15 protein-coding genes are annotated in these 16,016 nt (G+C 38.2%); 5 read left to right on the forward strand and 10 right to left on the reverse strand.

From position 1 onward, the window contains the following. Positions 1-12: 12 nt before the first annotated feature. From EIY84_RS11875 to speB, 8 genes are all read right to left on the reverse strand, one after another. Positions 13-426: a PH domain-containing protein gene (locus tag EIY84_RS11875; RefSeq protein ID WP_241154713.1), complete on the reverse strand. Its 414-nt coding sequence runs from the start codon at positions 424-426 to the stop codon at positions 13-15. Positions 427-442: 16 nt separating this feature from the next. Next, positions 443-901 carry a lipocalin-like domain-containing protein gene (locus EIY84_RS01315; protein ID WP_124639699.1) on the reverse strand — a complete coding sequence of 153 codons (459 nt, stop codon included), beginning with the start codon at positions 899-901 and terminating at the stop codon, positions 443-445. A 105-nt stretch (positions 902-1,006) separates the two neighbouring features. Continuing rightward, positions 1,007-2,173 carry a sialidase family protein gene (locus tag EIY84_RS01320; RefSeq protein WP_124639701.1) on the reverse strand — a complete coding sequence of 389 codons (1,167 nt, stop codon included), beginning with the start codon at positions 2,171-2,173 and terminating at the stop codon, positions 1,007-1,009. A 233-nt stretch (positions 2,174-2,406) separates the two neighbouring features. Next, positions 2,407-3,657 (reverse strand): dicarboxylate/amino acid:cation symporter, encoded by a 1,251-nt coding sequence (locus EIY84_RS01325; protein ID WP_124639703.1) that lies wholly within the window; start codon positions 3,655-3,657, stop codon positions 2,407-2,409. Between the two features lie 64 nt (positions 3,658-3,721). After that, positions 3,722-6,487 (reverse strand): outer membrane beta-barrel protein, encoded by a 2,766-nt coding sequence (locus EIY84_RS01330; protein WP_124639705.1) that lies wholly within the window; start codon positions 6,485-6,487, stop codon positions 3,722-3,724. A gap of 83 nt (positions 6,488-6,570) precedes the next feature. After that, a complete protein-coding gene (locus EIY84_RS01335) occupies positions 6,571-6,990 on the reverse strand; it encodes an SH3 domain-containing protein (protein WP_124639707.1) in 420 nt (139 codons plus the stop codon). A gap of 7 nt (positions 6,991-6,997) precedes the next feature. Beyond that, on the reverse strand, positions 6,998-7,483 hold the full coding sequence (locus EIY84_RS01340; protein ID WP_124639709.1) for a BON domain-containing protein: 486 nt from the start codon (positions 7,481-7,483) through the stop codon (positions 6,998-7,000). Between the two features lie 186 nt (positions 7,484-7,669). Then, on the reverse strand, positions 7,670-8,524 hold the full coding sequence (gene speB / locus EIY84_RS01345; protein ID WP_124639710.1) for an agmatinase: 855 nt from the start codon (positions 8,522-8,524) through the stop codon (positions 7,670-7,672). Between the two features lie 658 nt (positions 8,525-9,182). Here speB and EIY84_RS01350 point away from each other — a divergent pair. The 4 genes from EIY84_RS01350 to EIY84_RS01365 all read left to right on the forward strand — a co-directional run bounded on the left by EIY84_RS01350 (position 9,183) and on the right by EIY84_RS01365 (position 12,138). Further along, on the forward strand, positions 9,183-9,710 hold the full coding sequence (locus EIY84_RS01350; protein ID WP_124639712.1) for a hypothetical protein: 528 nt from the start codon (positions 9,183-9,185) through the stop codon (positions 9,708-9,710). Continuing rightward, positions 9,707-9,976 carry a DUF805 domain-containing protein gene (locus EIY84_RS01355; RefSeq protein ID WP_124639714.1) on the forward strand — a complete coding sequence of 90 codons (270 nt, stop codon included), beginning with the start codon at positions 9,707-9,709 and terminating at the stop codon, positions 9,974-9,976. The genes EIY84_RS01350 and EIY84_RS01355 overlap by 4 nt, the downstream gene beginning before the upstream one ends. Before the next feature lie 107 nt (positions 9,977-10,083). Further along, positions 10,084-11,436, forward strand: coding sequence for an alpha/beta hydrolase family protein (locus tag EIY84_RS01360; protein ID WP_124639716.1), 1,353 nt, complete (start codon positions 10,084-10,086; stop codon positions 11,434-11,436). A 42-nt stretch (positions 11,437-11,478) separates the two neighbouring features. After that, positions 11,479-12,138, forward strand: coding sequence for an HAD family hydrolase (locus EIY84_RS01365; protein ID WP_124639718.1), 660 nt, complete (start codon positions 11,479-11,481; stop codon positions 12,136-12,138). 35 nt (positions 12,139-12,173) lie between these two features. Here EIY84_RS01365 and EIY84_RS01370 read toward each other — a convergent pair whose 3' ends face one another. Further along, positions 12,174-13,052, reverse strand: a complete 879-nt coding sequence (locus EIY84_RS01370; protein ID WP_124639720.1) for a Ppx/GppA phosphatase family protein — start codon at positions 13,050-13,052, stop codon at positions 12,174-12,176. Positions 13,053-13,064: 12 nt separating this feature from the next. After that, the gene (ppk1, locus tag EIY84_RS01375) at positions 13,065-15,137 is read right to left on the reverse strand and encodes a polyphosphate kinase 1 (protein ID WP_124639722.1); all 2,073 of its coding nucleotides are present in this window, start codon (positions 15,135-15,137) and stop codon (positions 13,065-13,067) included. A gap of 120 nt (positions 15,138-15,257) precedes the next feature. Here ppk1 and EIY84_RS01380 point away from each other — a divergent pair, with 120 nt between their 5' ends. Next, positions 15,258-15,860: a Crp/Fnr family transcriptional regulator gene (locus tag EIY84_RS01380; protein WP_124639724.1), complete on the forward strand. Its 603-nt coding sequence runs from the start codon at positions 15,258-15,260 to the stop codon at positions 15,858-15,860. Positions 15,861-16,016 lie beyond the last annotated feature (156 nt).

Genomic DNA, 16,016 nt, shown 5'->3' on the forward strand with positions numbered 1-16,016 from the left:
AGCTTTTTTATTTTATTCTTTGACTACGATGTCCGGATTTCTTTTGAGCAATTCTGTTTTGAAATCTTCAAAATTTTTTGGTGAAATAACGACGGAATTGTATCCGTTCCAGTAGATTTCTACCCGTCCTGTTATGCTAGGTGCAGGTGATGAAATAAGATTCCAAGTTTTTTCAATTTTATACACCCTCCTGATCTCTACTTTTTTATAGACTCTAAAATAAGAATAGATATAAAGGTAATCTTCGTCCATTTCATAATGAATACTGAAAATAGTCACTACGAAAAAAAGTAAAACAATAGCACCAACTAATCCTACAATCCAAGATTGTGAGATGATGGCATCGTAAGCCACGACAGAAGTTAATACAAGGGTGATTGCATAAGGAAACCATCCCGTTTTTACAGGTATTTTTATTCTATCCATGGGTGGATTATGCATTTTATCTGTGCATGTACATCACGGTTTTGTCCAAAACACCGTCTCCGTTAAAATCTTCTAACTCGGGCGAATAGGTCTGAAGCTCCAACTCATCAAGCTTTTGCACGATCAATTCTTCCACTTCAGGATCGTTGGCGTATTTTAATACCAATTTGTTGATGCTCGGGCTGTTGATGTAATCATAAGTTCCTTCTTCCGAAGTGATGGTTTCGCAATTGCTACCCTCGTGATATTCGAATTTGAAAGAATTGTTAGCATTAAAAGTGTAGGTATTCTCCAAGTCGCAACCTTCCATGGTAATGGAATTGATGATGTGTCCGTCTTTACCTGAAATTTGTGCTACTTTGGACAACTTCCAAGTTCCGTTGATCAATGGAGTGTATATAACTTCTGCCTCTTCTTTTCCGCAAGAATTTAAAAATAAGCCAGAAATAACAGCGAGTGTAAATAATTTCTTCATTTTTAATTATTAAATTTCAACAAAAGTACTATTTCAACATAAACTACGCAAAATATTTTCTTTAAGGAAGCTAAACTTTGATCCGGATTCAAGTCCGAAAACCGTCTATTTCCAATTGATGGTAGTGAAGACGATCTCCTGATAGTTGTTTCTTTCGTAGAGAATTCCAATTTTATTTTCGCCAATTTTTACCAAATCCGAGTAGGCGGTAAAGTCGATTTTGGGGTCGTCACTGTGATCTATTTTCCAGGATTTGGTCCACGATTTTCCTTCGTCCAAACTGATTCTTAATGTCAGGTTGTTTCTTTGTTGGGTGTCGGCAGCATTGCAGAAAGCAAGGATTTCTTTTCCATTTTTTTTGCCTAAATTCAAAAGACTCCCTTGGTTGACGGGATCTGGAAGTTGGTGGTTTATTTTTGTTTCGGCCCAAGTCTCGCCACCGTCGTTACTTGTTGAGACAATTCTTGCTTTGGCATCTCCTTTTTGGTTGCGGCTATTCAGAATCAATTTTCCACTGCTCAGTTCTGCAGCTGTGGATTCGTTGGAACCTGGAAATTCTACAGACTTACTTATTTTAAACGATTTTCCATGATCGTCCGTGTAATAGCCATGGGCTTGATAATCGGAGTAGTCGTTTTTGGGATTGCCTTTGGAGTGGTTGGCAGCGACATATATTCTGCCTTTATATTTTCCGTTTTTTATTTGCAAAGCATGTCCCGGAGTATTGGCATAGGCTCTCCAATCTTCAGGGAATCGATATTCTGTATGGTATCTCGGTTGGTTCGGTCGGTGTACTTCTTTGGTAATGTTCACGGGTTGCGACCACGATTTACCCATATCGGTAGAGGTGATGTACCAAGCTTCTCTCAGTCCTTTTCCGGATCTAACTTCGTATTCATGGGCATTGCCGGTGTTGTAAAAGAGAAAAATTCTGCCGTTGGGATATTTGGGGTCTGAAGTATCCAATACGGGAGCCGAATTGCTGGCTTGTAAGTTGGTGTAATCTACCACAAGTTGTAGCTTTTGCCAAGTTCGGCCTCTGTCGGTACTTCTTTTCATGACAATGTCGTTGTCTCCAAAATCTGAAGCTCCATTTTTTCGACCTTCACAAAAAGCTAACAACTCACCATTGTTTAGGGAAATGATGGCCGGGATTCTGTAGCTGAGGTAGCCGTCTTCACCGGATCGGAAAACGGTAGTGCGTTGGGTTTGGGCAATGACAAGGGTATGGACAAGAACAATTAATGTTGTTATGATGGTGCTTTTTTTCATGTTTAAATTTTATATCTAGATTTTTTGTATCGATATTTAGATGGATTTTGGGTTTTAAAATTGAAGTTTTAGCGGGCTAAAACAAAAATTTAAAATGCAAAATACACTGAATAGAATACAAAAAGGCAGATAAGAAAGATTAGAAATAGCCGAATTATTATTTCGGTAAAATTTTAAATAGGTTCTAAAAAATCCTCTCCAAATTTTGAAGAGGATGATGGTTGTATTTCGATTTACAATTCACCGCCGTGATTGTCCAATTGTCCTTCCCATTTGGACACTGCTGATGTTGCAAGTGCATTTCCAAGAACATTGGTCATGCTTCTTCCCATGTCGCAGAAATGGTCTATTGGAAGGATAAGGGCAATCCCTTCTGGTGGTATCCCAAACATGGAACAGGTTGCGACAATGATTACCAAACTGGCTCTTGGGACACCCGCAATTCCTTTGGAGGTAAGCATAAGCACCAATAGCATAACGATTTGTTGTCCAAGGCTCATTTCGATGCCGTAGATTTGAGCGATAAAGATGGATGCAAAAGTCATGTACATCATGCTGCCGTCCAGGTTGAAGGAATATCCGAGCGGTAAGATAAAAGATACAATTCTGTTGTTGCAACCAAATCGCTCCAATTCTTCTACCAATTTTGGGAAAACGGCTTCGGAACTGGTGGTGGAAAATGCGATGAGTAAAGGTTCTTTAATTCTTTTTAACAATTCAAAAAGTCGATTTCCTAAAATCATATAACCTACAGCCAACAAGACCAACCATAAAATGGCCAAGGCAAAGAAAAAGTCCCTAAGATATACGGCATAAACCGTGAATATAGAAAATCCTTTGGTGGCTACAATGGCAGCAATAGATCCGAAAACCCCAAGTGGAGCCACCCACATGATGTAGCCAACCATTTTCAGAATGGCATGTGCGCAAATATCAAATGCTTTGATGATGGGCTTGGTGTATTGCTCGCCCATATTGGCAAGGGCAATCCCAAACATCACGGAGAAAACCACAATTTGCAATACTTCGTTGGTTGCAAAGGCTTCGAACAAGCTTTTAGGGATCACATGTTTTACAAAATCTTCTAAAGAAAAATCTTTTGTTGAATGCATGATTTCCGATGCCGATGAGGTGTCGCTAAGATCCAAGTTGGTTACTTTTCCGGGTTCCATCCAATTGACCAAGACCAAACCGATCATCAGAGAGATCAAGGAGGCTGTAATGAACCACAACATGGCTTTGGAACCGACTCTTCCGATCATTTTGATGTCGCTCATCTTGGCAATGCCCACCACAAGTGTCGTAAAAACCAACGGTGCAATGATCATCTGTACCAAACGGATGAAGATGGTACCCAATAGTTTGATGTTTTTGGAAAAACCATCGGCCGATTCCGGATACTGAAGATGTACAATTGCACCTGCAGCAACCCCGAGAATAAGCGAAACAATGATGGCGATAAAAAGCTTATTTTGTCCTTTCATAGTTATTATTTGTAAGTTTACAAATATAATCTTTTCAATAGGTTTATGAAAAAAAGTCTAAAATCTATTTTTTACCTCCAAATTTATTAAGCTTCATGCTCAACGAAAACATGATGTATCGTTTTAGGATAAGGTCTTCGCGATCTTCGATGTAGGTTGAGTTTATGCTTCTGCTTACACTTTGGTTTTGGTTCAGTACATCATAAACCTTCACTTTGGCGGTGAGTTGTTTGTTAAAAAATAAATATCCAATACTGGTGTTCCAAAAATAAAAATCCTTTTTATATCCGGGTTGGGTGATCGAATTGGTGTTGTATTCAAAATCATTTCCGATGACCAGATTGGATTTGAAAAAATAATTGGTCAGCTCCAATTTGAATTGATTGTACGATACTTCGGACTGATCTATGACATAATTGTCGTATTTGGAAGTGGTATAATTCAAAGAGTAAGAAGGTTTGATGGTGAAACGGTCTTTTTCTTCAAAACTAAAATTAATCCCCGGCGAAAGGGTGTATAGGTTGCTGGTGTACGAATTTCCGTTGATAAAACCTTTGCTGTAACTGTACGATTGGGAAGTCCTTGGCGAGATGGTCAATTTACTTTTGTTGTCGTTCCATTTAAAAGTTTTGGAATAACCAAAAGACAATCGTACCGATTTGTTTCCCGAGATATTGGTGTAGGTGCTGTGTTGCTTGCCGGAGTCATCGATGGTACTGAAATAAGCAACGGCATTGTTGCTGTAGTTGAAGCCCGAAGAGATGTAAAAATTTGTCCCTTTTTGGATGTTGTTTTTACTAAAATAGACATTGGTGTAGTTGCTCCAAGTGTTTTTTAAATCCGGATTTCCAACATAGGAAACGAGCGGATTGGAAGTGTTCGTAAATGTGGAAAGCTGACTGGCCGATGGCGTGTAAAACGAATTGTTATTGTTGATGCTTAATCTTGAGGTTTCGTTGAATTTATATTGCATCCCAAAATAAGAACTCGGATTGAAAAAAGTTCTCTCCAAGCTGAATTTCTCATTCTGATATTCGCTTTCAATATTCATTTTATCAATGTTGAAATCCAAGCCCATCCAAAGGTTGAGTTTCTTTTTGTTGATGTTCAGGCTAACATTCGGGTCTATGCTGCTGGTTCTTTTCGACATAAAATTGGACAATGCCGAATTGAAAATAGAATAAGTCCCAGTAGCAGCATCAAAATCATGAACTCTGGCATCTTGATTGTTACGGTCACGACTATAATCCAAAGCGATATCTAAAGATACAGAATCTGTGATGGGCTCTGTGTAGGAGATGCCCAAACCGTAGCTGTAGCCGTTGTCTTTATTTTTGGTTTGTTGGTTTCTATTGTCGTTGGATCCAGAACCTTGGAAAAATTCGGTTTCGGAAATACTCAAATTGTCGCTGTTTCTTTGGTTGATGTTGGTATTGGCATCCAAACTAAAGCTTCGACCTTTTTTCTTGAATTTTCTGGTGATATAGATGTTGTTGTTGAAGCTGTTGTTCAACGATTCGCTGTTGGAATACGATAAATTGTTGTTGAGTAAAACTCCATTTTTTCTGGTAGAAGACAAGTTCTTACTGATGCTCTTGGAAAAAGAAGTACTGAAAGCCGGAGAAATATAAATGCTGGTTAAGGTGTCGGGTTTCACAACAATCGATTGGTCAAAAGACAATTGACGACTGTCGCTGTTGCCCTCGTTTTCCGATTGTGTATTCAGGGTATAATCCGTCAGAAGCGTTGTTCGGTTTACTTTGGATCGGGTTTCGCTATCTCCATTTTTTACCATAACGCTCATCGTTTCCAAATCGACCTTTTTTCCAAATTGATCCGAGTAATTTACACCTAAAACCGATGATTTTTGAATGCCTTTTTTAGCACCGCTGGATGAGGAATAGTACCTGCTACCTCCGCTATAAGATACATTTCCACCTTGCAACATCCACGCATTTCTGCCACTGCCCATGCTGTCGAAAATTTCGTCGTTGGAAAACCCCTCGGAGTTGATGTTGTTGGCAGATGATAACAGGCTGACCTTGCTGTCTTTGTTGAAATAACTGGTCAAAAGGCTTCCTTCATACCGTTGGTCCGAGCCGTAACCTAAATTGACTCTTCCCAAGAAACCTTTGTTTTTCTTTTCGTCGATGTTGAAGTTGATGGTGGCATTTTCGGATTTTGCAGTTTTGCCGGACAGCTCTTCTTCCTTGGTTTTTGTCGTGGTGAACTGTATGTTCTTGATGAGGTCAGCCGTCAGGTTTTTCAAAGCAATTTTTCCGTCTTTGTCAAAAAAAGGCTTTCCGTTTACCAAAATTTTGTCCACCTCTTTTCCGTTGATGGTGATTTTGCCATCGTTGTCCATCTCAACTCCAGGGATGCCTTTCAGGAGCTCTTCTATCTTGGCATCGGGTCTTACTTTTATTGCTGATGCTTTGAATTCTATGGTGTCTTTTTTTATTTTTATGGGAGCTGCTGTAATTTTTACTTCATCAATTTTAGACTCCAAATTTCTCTGTAAAATGAGGGTGCCCATTTCTACATCTTTATCGATGTTTTTAAATTCTTTAGAAAAAATAGCATATTTAGGATGGTCTATTTTCAAAAGACTGGCTTCATTCAAGTTGGAAATTTTTAGTTTGAAACCTCCTTCTTTACCCGAACTGGTGTAGTTGATGATGGACGAATCTTTCTGTTTTAAAAGGTAAACGGTAGCATTTTCTAAAGGAAGTTGTTCTGGGTTGATAATTTTTCCATTAATGACATGGTTTTGACTAAAAATTAATAGATTTCCTAATAAGAATGCAAAAACTGCAAGTATTTTTTTCATAATTTCATTTTCAACCTTGCGAAGATAAAAAAAACACTCGTTCAAAACGAGTGTTTGGTATTGTAATCTTATTTTATTTAAAACTAAGCTTGCAAGTATCTAGAATAGGCATAACCTTCTACACCGTCTTCATTTTTAACTTTCCACCATTCGGAATTGGTTTGTTCTACCAATGTTACTTGACCGTTGTGGGCAGCTTTTCCAACAACAGCAGCTTCTGTGGACGGTTCTTGTCTTAGGTTTAGGTTAGACGACTCCGTGATTACTTTTAGCGCAGCTCCAGCAACCAATCCTACCACCTGAACATTGATGTTGATGTCCGATGCGGAATAAGAAGCGTCGATAGCGCCCAAAGCATTCCATACGGCGTCTTTACCGGCAGTATCACTTGCGTTTCCCGAGATATAAAGGATGCCATCTTGTTCGATAACTTGTAGTTCGGAGATTCCAGCGCCTTGTGCTGCACTCACTACACCTGCATATTTATCTTGTAATATTCCCATGGCTCAATTATTTTACAGTGTAATTAAAGTTAACTTTTCCTACTTTCAAAGCATCAACAGATTCTTTGATTTTTCTTGCTTGAGTTTGGGAAACATCTCCTGTCAAGGTTAGTTCTCCGTTCACAACATCCACTTTTACAGAAGGAAAGTCTTTCAATGCATCTGTGATTTTTTTTGTGATGGCCGGGTCAATTGCAGAAGCGGTTTCAACCACGGTTTGTACAGCTGCTTTTACAGAAGCCATATCCATAACATCTTTTACTCCGGTAACTTTTTTTAGTGCATCAATTGCTGCTTGCTTGTCAGCATCAGACGCAAACTCTCCACTAAGGTGGGCAACGCCGTCTTTTACTTCAACTGAAGTCCCTGCATAAGAGGTTAGTGCAGTTGTAGCTGCTTTGGAAAGATCCGCGTCGGAAATTGTTTTTTTACAAGAAATAGAGCCGAAAGAAATAGCGATTGCTAAAACGGCCATGCTAAATGATTTTTTCATAAGTGTATTCTATTTAATTAATAACCAAACAAAGATATACTTTTTTTGGAATTGTGTATTTAAAAACTGAAAATTTTATTAAAAATATATTTTTCACACAAAAGCACCAATTTAAAAACTAAATTGGTGCTTTTGTAAAATGGAATTTAAAGAAATTATTAACCTCTAACTTCTAATCTCTAACTTCTAACCTCTATTGATGTGGTAGTAAGCCAACATTTTATAATACAATTTCGCTGCGAGGAAAGCCGTAGGTTTGCTGTACGGCGAGTCCATCAGTTCTACAATATCAAAGGCGACCACATTGCATTTTTCAAACACTTTTCTTAGCAGTTCCAAAGTCGGATACCACTGCAATCCGCCCGGTTCCGGCGTTCCTGTTGATGGAGCAATGGACGGGTCAAAGGCATCTAGGTCGATGGTGATGTACACATTGCCCGAAACTTTTTCCAAAACATCGTTGATCCAGTTTTCGTTGTGGGCAATTTCGTGCGCCCAGAAACATTGTCCTTTTGGCACATACTGCATCTCTTCGATGTCGCAAGAACGAATTCCCACCTGTACCAAATTCAGTTTCTGCGAAGCTTCGTACACCGCACAAGCGTGGTTAGAAGTCGATCCGTGGAAATCCGGTCTCAGATCGGTATGCGCATCCAATTGCAAAACGGTAAGGTCAGGATATTTCTCGCCCAGAGCACGGATAGAGCCAATGGAAACCGAGTGTTCGCCACCAAAAAGGGTGAACAATTTGTCCGACTTCCCCACCAATTCTTTTGTCTTTTGGTACACGGCTTCCGTCATGGCTTCAGGAGTGGTGTTTTCACTGACTTCTCCAGCCAAGAAAACCCCTTCCAAATACGGCTCGGTACCGGTTTCTATGTCGTACAATTCCATATTTTCCGAAGCGTCCAAAAACAGTTCAGGACCTTTGTCGGCACCTTTGCCCCAAGTCGAAGTCCCGTCGTAAGGCACGGTAACTAGGGTTACTTTAGAGTTTTCATAAGTGGCATTTTCCTCAGGAATGGCTGCGTAAGTTTTCATATTTTTAAGTATTTATTCAAAAATTTAACAGCGCAAATATACAATTTATAAGTTTTTCTTGGGGCAGCTTATCCATCTTCCGCTCCCACTCTTTTGCTTGTCGTACCTCCTCGCAAAAGGAGTTCCGCTCAAGCTGGGCTGCGGTAGTAGAGTCCTTAAGAAATAAACAAGTTGATTTTATTGACTTTGGAGGTTAGGATGTTTTTATCATATAGAGTTATATAGGCTGTTCAATAAGTTTTCATAGGAAATAAAATTTTTACGATGCTCACTCTTTTTATTCGTTGATTTTTTGTCGACTTCAAATAATAATTTCTATGAGAATCTATGTGGTTAAGGTAAAAACAAAAGAAGTCACATTGTGGTTAGAGAACTTTACAACAAAGTTCAAAATGAAGGCGAAAGGTTACGAGAGTTTTTATTGATATTGTGTTAAAGTATGTTAAATTTTTAAGATATATTCGTGAAAATTTGCATAGTTTTAGTTTTAGTTTTATCTCATTAACAATAAAAAATAAAAAAGTTATGAGAAAAATCATCAATTTTTCACTCTTAGTGATGTCATTTGTAAGTGTATTGAATTGTTCAAGAGAACATTTTGAAATGAATTTACAAAAAAGTGAAAATGGGAAAAAGGAATCAACTTCAAAATTTTCAAATGAAGATCGAAGGAATTATTTTTCAAAAGAAGCAATTATCAATTATTAAAGTAGATAAGTATACAAGACAAAAGAGTGCTTATGAAATAGAAAATGTTTCAGAAGTAAATTTAGAGGAATTAGAAACTAATAATCCAGACTATGAATTTCATACAATGAAATTTGTTTTATATAGTACTGGTGATATGCAGGTTTTTAATAATGAAAATGATTTTATTAATTATGTAAAAGATAATTCGACTAGTGCAAATGTAGTGATGGAGTTTTATCTTGATGGATATAAGATAAATGATGTTGTGGTTACTAATGGTGAATTTTTAAGTTTTTCTCAGTTAAATTCTACTCCACCAGTAAAATACCCGTGTACCTACCAAGGTATTAGAAAATGTGTTGATGAAGGGATTCATAGCCAGAATTGGTTTCAAATGATAAAATGCATTTCGGAGGGAGTTGGGTGTGTTCTAGATTGGTATATTAACTGTACAATAGATAATTGTCCTACAAAAGTAAAAACAGTAATACAATGAAATTAAATGTAAGTGCGTTAAGGGTTAAGCTCCCACATTTTTGGTTGTTTTTTGTAGCCTATATTTTATTAAATGTCATCATGCGACAGTTTAATCAAAGAGAAGTTATTACAGAAATGACTTATATGATTTATACAATAATAAGTTTTGTTATATTAATCATATTGGGATATAAAAGAGTACAAGATGCAGGGTATTCTGGTTTTTTATTTCTTATCCCATTCCTAAATCTTATTTTGGCAGGTATGCCCTCCAAGAAAGATTAAAATTGAAATCTCCTTGCACAGCTTGGAGATTTTATTTTTTTTGGGAAAGATTACATTAAAAATTATTTTCCCTAATTTCGTAATCAAAATTCAAAAAAACAATTGCTATGGAAAAATTGAAACTGTCGATGCTGTTATTAATCTTCTCCATCTTGGGATTTGCACAAGATTTTGTCGGTTCTTGGAAGGGAAATCTCGAAGTCATGGGACAACAGCTCCCTTTGGTTTTTAATATTTCCAAAACGCCTCAAGGATATTCATCAACCATAGACTCGCCCATGCAAGGAGCCGTGGGGATCCCTGTGGATAAAACAGAAGTGGTTTCCGGTGAAATTATCCTGACCCAATCTGCCATGAATGCAAAATTCAACGGAAAAATAACAGATGGAAAACTGAACGGAACCTTCTCGCAAAACGGGATGCAGCTGCCTCTCGTACTTGCCAAAACCGATAAAAATGATCTGGGACTTCACCGACCACAAAGTCCAAAACCTCCCTTCGATTATCTGCAGGAAGAGGTCATCATAAAAAACAATAAACAAGGAAATGCATTAGCGGGGACTTTGGTTTTACCAAAGAATTTTAATAAGAAATCACCGGTTTTGGTGCTGATCACCGGATCTGGAGCCCAAAATAGAAACGAAGAATTGTTCGGTCACCAACCGTTTTTGGTGATCGCCGATGATTTTGCAAAAAAAGGAATCGCTACTTTGAGAATGGACGATAGAGGTGTAGGCGGTTCGGAAAAAGGAAAAGAAAACCCGACTTCTGCAGATTTTGCAACCGACATCGATGCCGCTGTTGAGTTTCTGAAAAGTAAAGGTTATCAAAATATTGGACTTCTCGGTCACTCTGAAGGCGGAATGATCGCTCCAATTGTGGCTTCGCAAAATAAAAATGTAAAATTCATGGTCTTGCTTGCCGCTCCCGGAGAGCCGATAAAAAATCTGATGATCCAACAAAACGAAATGATCGGAAAAGCAGCCGGGATGAGCGAAACTCAATTGGAAAAAGCCAAAGAAATCAACGCGAAGATTTATGATTTTGTCATCAATTACAACGGAAAAGATTTGGAAAACGATTTGAAAAATCAAGTGTTAAAATCTCAAGGGCTATCGGGCGAAGCGTTGGATGCCAATGCCGAGCAACTCGCCAATCCGTGGATGGTGTATTTTCTGAAATTCAATCCGGAGGATTACTTGTCCAAAATAAAAATTCCCACTTTTGCACTGAACGGAAGCTTGGATATGCAAGTTTCGGCAAAAGAAAATTTGGAAGGTATAAAAAAATCCTTGGCCAAAGCGGGAAATAAAAACTATAAAACAGAAGAATTCAAGGGTCTAAATCATCTTTTTCAAACTGCAAAAACGGGAAACCCCAACGAGTACGGACAAATCGAAGAAACGATGGCGCCGCAAGTTCTTGGTGCAATTTCAACTTGGCTATTGGGTTTGAAATAACGGCAGAGAAACTGTACCTTTGCAAAAATTTAATAAAAAGCAATGAATTTTAAAGCAGTTCTTTTTGATATGGATGGGGTGATTGTGGATACCGAACCTCTTCACCGTAAAGCCTATTTCAAAACTTTTGACGATTTGGGCATCCATGTTTCAGAAGAATTTTACGCCTCTTTTACAGGCAATTCGACCAAAAAAGTGTGCGAAAAATTAATTGAACGATTCGACCTTAAAGAAAGTCACGAAGAAATTACCGCCATCAAAAGAAGGTATTTCAAATATTTATTCGACCACGATGAAGAGTTTGATCTAATCCCGGGCGTGTTGGATCTGATCAAGCATTATCACGAAAACGGAGTGAAGTTGGTCTTGGCAAGTTCGGCAAGTAACAATACCATCAATTGGGTGTTCGAGCGATTTCGTCTGGATCCTTATTTTGTTGGAAAGATTTCCGGTGCCGACCTGAAAGAATCCAAACCCAACCCGGAGATTTTCCTGAAAGCCGCCGAAATTGCTGGCGAGCCCAAAGAAAATTGCATGGTGATTGAGGATTCTACCAATGGGATTTTGGCCGCCCACAGAGCTGAAATTTTCTGTGCGGCATACAAAAGTCCACATTCTGAAAAGCAGGATTATACCCTGGCCAACATGGTGGTAGAAGACTACAAAGAATTGGAAAAACAATTTGTAGAAACTTATTTTTAATAGAAAAAGCCTCCTGATTTTCGGAGGCTTTTTTGTTATTTATTTTTCTCATACAATTGATGGATCAGCCCATCGGCAACGGAAATTTTTGGGACATATATTTTTGAAATATCGGCCCAATGCAATACTTGGGTATATATCTCTAACGCAGGTGCCAAAACATCGGCTCTGTCTTCTCGAATGTTTAGTTGCTCCATTCTTTCGGCTACCGATAATTTCGAAATTTCTTTGTGCATTTTTTTCAGATACGACAAAGTCATGGCTTTGCCTTCTTTGGTTTTGCTTAGTGAAAATACCTTGTTGATGTTGCCTCCAGAGCCAATAGCTAAAATCGGTTGGTCGGATTTTATTTTGCTTTTAACCTCGTTCATCAGGTTTTCCCATTGCTTTTTTTCGACCAAATTGTTCAACAAACGAATGGTGCCGATGTTGTACGATTTTTTGAATTTCATTTTGCCTTTTTCATAAAAAGTGAGCTCTGTAGATCCACCTCCGACATCGATGTACAGATAGGCGAAGTCCTTGTCCATGCTTTCGGCAATGTGGTTTTCGTAGATGATGCCCGCCTCCTCGTCACCGGAAATAATTTCGATGTTGATGTTGGTGGTTTCTTGGACTATTTCTATCAAATCGTTTCCGTTTTTGGCGTCCCTCATGGCCGAGGTTGCACAGGCACGGTAATGTTCGACTTTGTAGATGTCCATCAGATCCTTGAAGATGTTCATGGTTTTTATAAACATGGCTTGTCGTTCCGGACCAATTTCACCGTTTTTGAATACATCCATCCCCAGCCGAAGTGGGACTCTCAAAAGATTAAGCTTGGTGAATTCTTCTTTTTTTCCGGGTTGTTTTTTAACTTCGTTGATGAGCAATCTCGCGGCATTACTCCCAATATCGATGGCGGCTAATATCATGTTTTAGATAGATTAATGGTTGTTTTTTACTCTGTTGTTCAGATAATGAAAGATCTCAATCTGAGATCGAAATTCCTTCTCGTTGGATTTCACATAATTATTGACAAGATTTTTATCCAAAATTCTGGCTTTTACATTGTCCTTCAACTGGATTCGTAGCAGTTCAACAATTTCTTTTTTTAAGGATTTCGATTTTATTTTTACAGCTGCTTCTACACGGTAATCCAAATTTCGTGTCATCCAATCGGCCGAGGAGATGTAGATTTCTTCACTTCCTTTGTGGTGAAAATACATTACTCGAGCGTGTTCCAAATACTCATCTACAATAGAAATTGCATTCATTTTCTTTTTGAACGATTTTTGGTTGATGGCACAATAAATCCCACGAACGATCATGTTGATTTCGACACCGGCTTCTGCTGCCGAATATATTTTTTCGATGAGGCCTTTGTCGCTGAGCGAGTTTACTTTTAGGATGATTTCGGCTTTTCTACCGGCTTTGGCTTCTTCAATTTCTTTGTCGATGAGGAGTTCGATTTTCTCCCTCATAAAATTGGGACAGACCAATAAATTTTTGAAGGTTTTCATGCTCTCCAAAGTCACCGTTTTTGGACTTTTTAGCACATTGAAAATTTTATTGATGTCCGCCATAATCTCCCTGTCCGAAGTCATCAAGAGGTGGTCGCCGTATATTTTTGCTGTTTTCTCATTAAAGTTTCCGGTACTCACAAATCCGTATTGTATGGTTTTGTTGTTGATTCTTTTTTTGATGATGCACAACTTGGCGTGTACCTTTCGGTTTGGGATTCCTGTGAGGACTTTAATGCCTTCGGTTTCCAGGATTTTTTTCCATTTCAGGTTGCTTTCCTCGTCGAACCGAGCTCTAAGTTCCAGCATGACCGTTACTTCTTTGCCGTTTCGTGCAGCACCAATCAAGGCATTTACAATTTTAGATTTTTCAGCCAATCGATAGGCGGTGAGGTTAATGGATCTTACATCCGGATCAATCGCGCTTTCCCGTATCAAATCAATTACAGGGGTAAACTGATGGTAGGGAAAGGTGAAAAGTAAATCTTTTTTCAGGATAATGTCCGAAATGCGATCTCCAGAATTGAGCTCTGGATGCCGGATTTGAGTTCGTTCCAACAGTTTTTTATGTTCCGAAAAAACATTAGGAAAATCCATAAAATGTTTGAAATTATGAATTTTTCCACCCGGGATGATGCTGTCTTTTTTTGTGAGATTTAGTTTTCTAATCAAAAATTCTAACAAGGCATGATCCATATCTTTGTCAAAAACAAATCGGGTAGGCTTTCCTTTTCTACGGTTTTTTATTCCTTTTTCAATTTTATCAGCAAGTGTGGTGTTGATGTCGTTGTCCAGGTCAAACTCGGCATCTTTTGTAATTTTAAAAGCATGTGCATGGAATTCATCATAACCAAAATATGAGAAAATATGAGGCAAACAAAGCTTAATGATCTCTTCCAAGAGGATGATGTTTTTCTCTTCACTGTTTTCTGGAATGATGAAAAACCGGCCTACAAATCTGGACGGCACTTCGATAATCGCATATTGGCTGTGGTATTGTATGTTTTTTTTGCGCATCACAATGCCCAAGTATAGGCTTTTGTCCCGAAGATAGGGCATGGGTAGGTTTTCGTGCAATATGATGGGTATGGTGTTGTTTTCTACCACTTCGTCAAAATATTTTACCACTTCTTCCTTTTGTTTTTTACTAAGATCTTTTATGGTTTTTATGTGGACATTTTGTTGAGCCATTTCTTTTTGGATGCTCTTCCAGGTTTTGTCAAAATTCTTTTGATGATCAATAACCGTATTGTTAATTTGATCGATGATTTTTGAGGGTGGAGCAAAAAAACTTCCGGTGATGAATTTGTCTTTGAAATCCATCGCTCTTTTGAGTCCGGCCACGCGAACCCTGAAAAATTCGTCCAGATTGTTGGAGAATATCCCTAAAAAACGAATTCGAAGATGCAAAGGAACGCTTTTGTCCATGGCTTCTTGCAATACTCTTTCGTTGAAGGCTAACCAAGTGAGATCTCGAGGATTAAAGGATGTTGGCATTGTGTTTGGGCTTATGATTCAAAAATACAGAATTAATCCTGATAACAAGACAAATTTATATTAAATCTAAATAAGGCTTTGAACTCTGATTAAAAGTTTTTAAATTTGGGAAATTCCTAAATGAAGGCAATGGTAGAAGAAAATTTAGTTCGAGAAACGCACGGCGAAATAAAAAAAGCAATTAAAGGTGAGCGCATCGTTTGTGAGGGCGATTGTTCTCAGTATTTTTTTTATCTGATCGAAGGCGAGTTGTCGGTGTTTAATTTCACAGAAGAGGGCAAAGAGTTTCTTCAGCATAAGGTGATGAAGGAACATTTTTTTGGCGAACCCGCCGTTTTGTTGGGCAAGCCGTTTCCCGGATCGGTGGAGGTGAGTTCGGACAAGGCAAAAATTCTCAAAATAAAGAGAGAAAATTTCTTGGACTACTTGTTGGGACATCCGGAAAAGTTGATGGAATTCACCAAATCCATTGCAGAAAAAGCCCTGAGAGGAAGCCAATCCTTGAAGAGTATCGTATTCTTAAATCCTGAAGATCGTATCCTGAATCAATTGAACGATTATAGAAATTCACAAGGAAATCCAGGTGAGCCCTTACTGATCCCAATGACTCGAAAAGAAATATCCAACATGACGGGACTGCGAATAGAAACCGTAATCCGTACGATAAAAAAGATGGAAAAAGAAGATAAGCTGACCATTAAGAATGGAAAGGTTTATTTTTAAATTCAATAAAAAATTCAAATTTATAATTTGAACTTGTTTAATGTTTCCTAATCAAAATACAACAGAATGCGAGCAGATGAAAATCCCTCCAATGTTTTTCTTTAGTTTCATATCGTATTAATAGCGCTTTAAAGCTATCTATCCAAGCGTTCATTC

Origin of the sequence: Amniculibacterium aquaticum (genome assembly GCF_003852705.1) — a bacterium.
In the GTDB taxonomy this organism is placed as follows: domain Bacteria; phylum Bacteroidota; class Bacteroidia; order Flavobacteriales; family Weeksellaceae; genus Amniculibacterium; species Amniculibacterium aquaticum.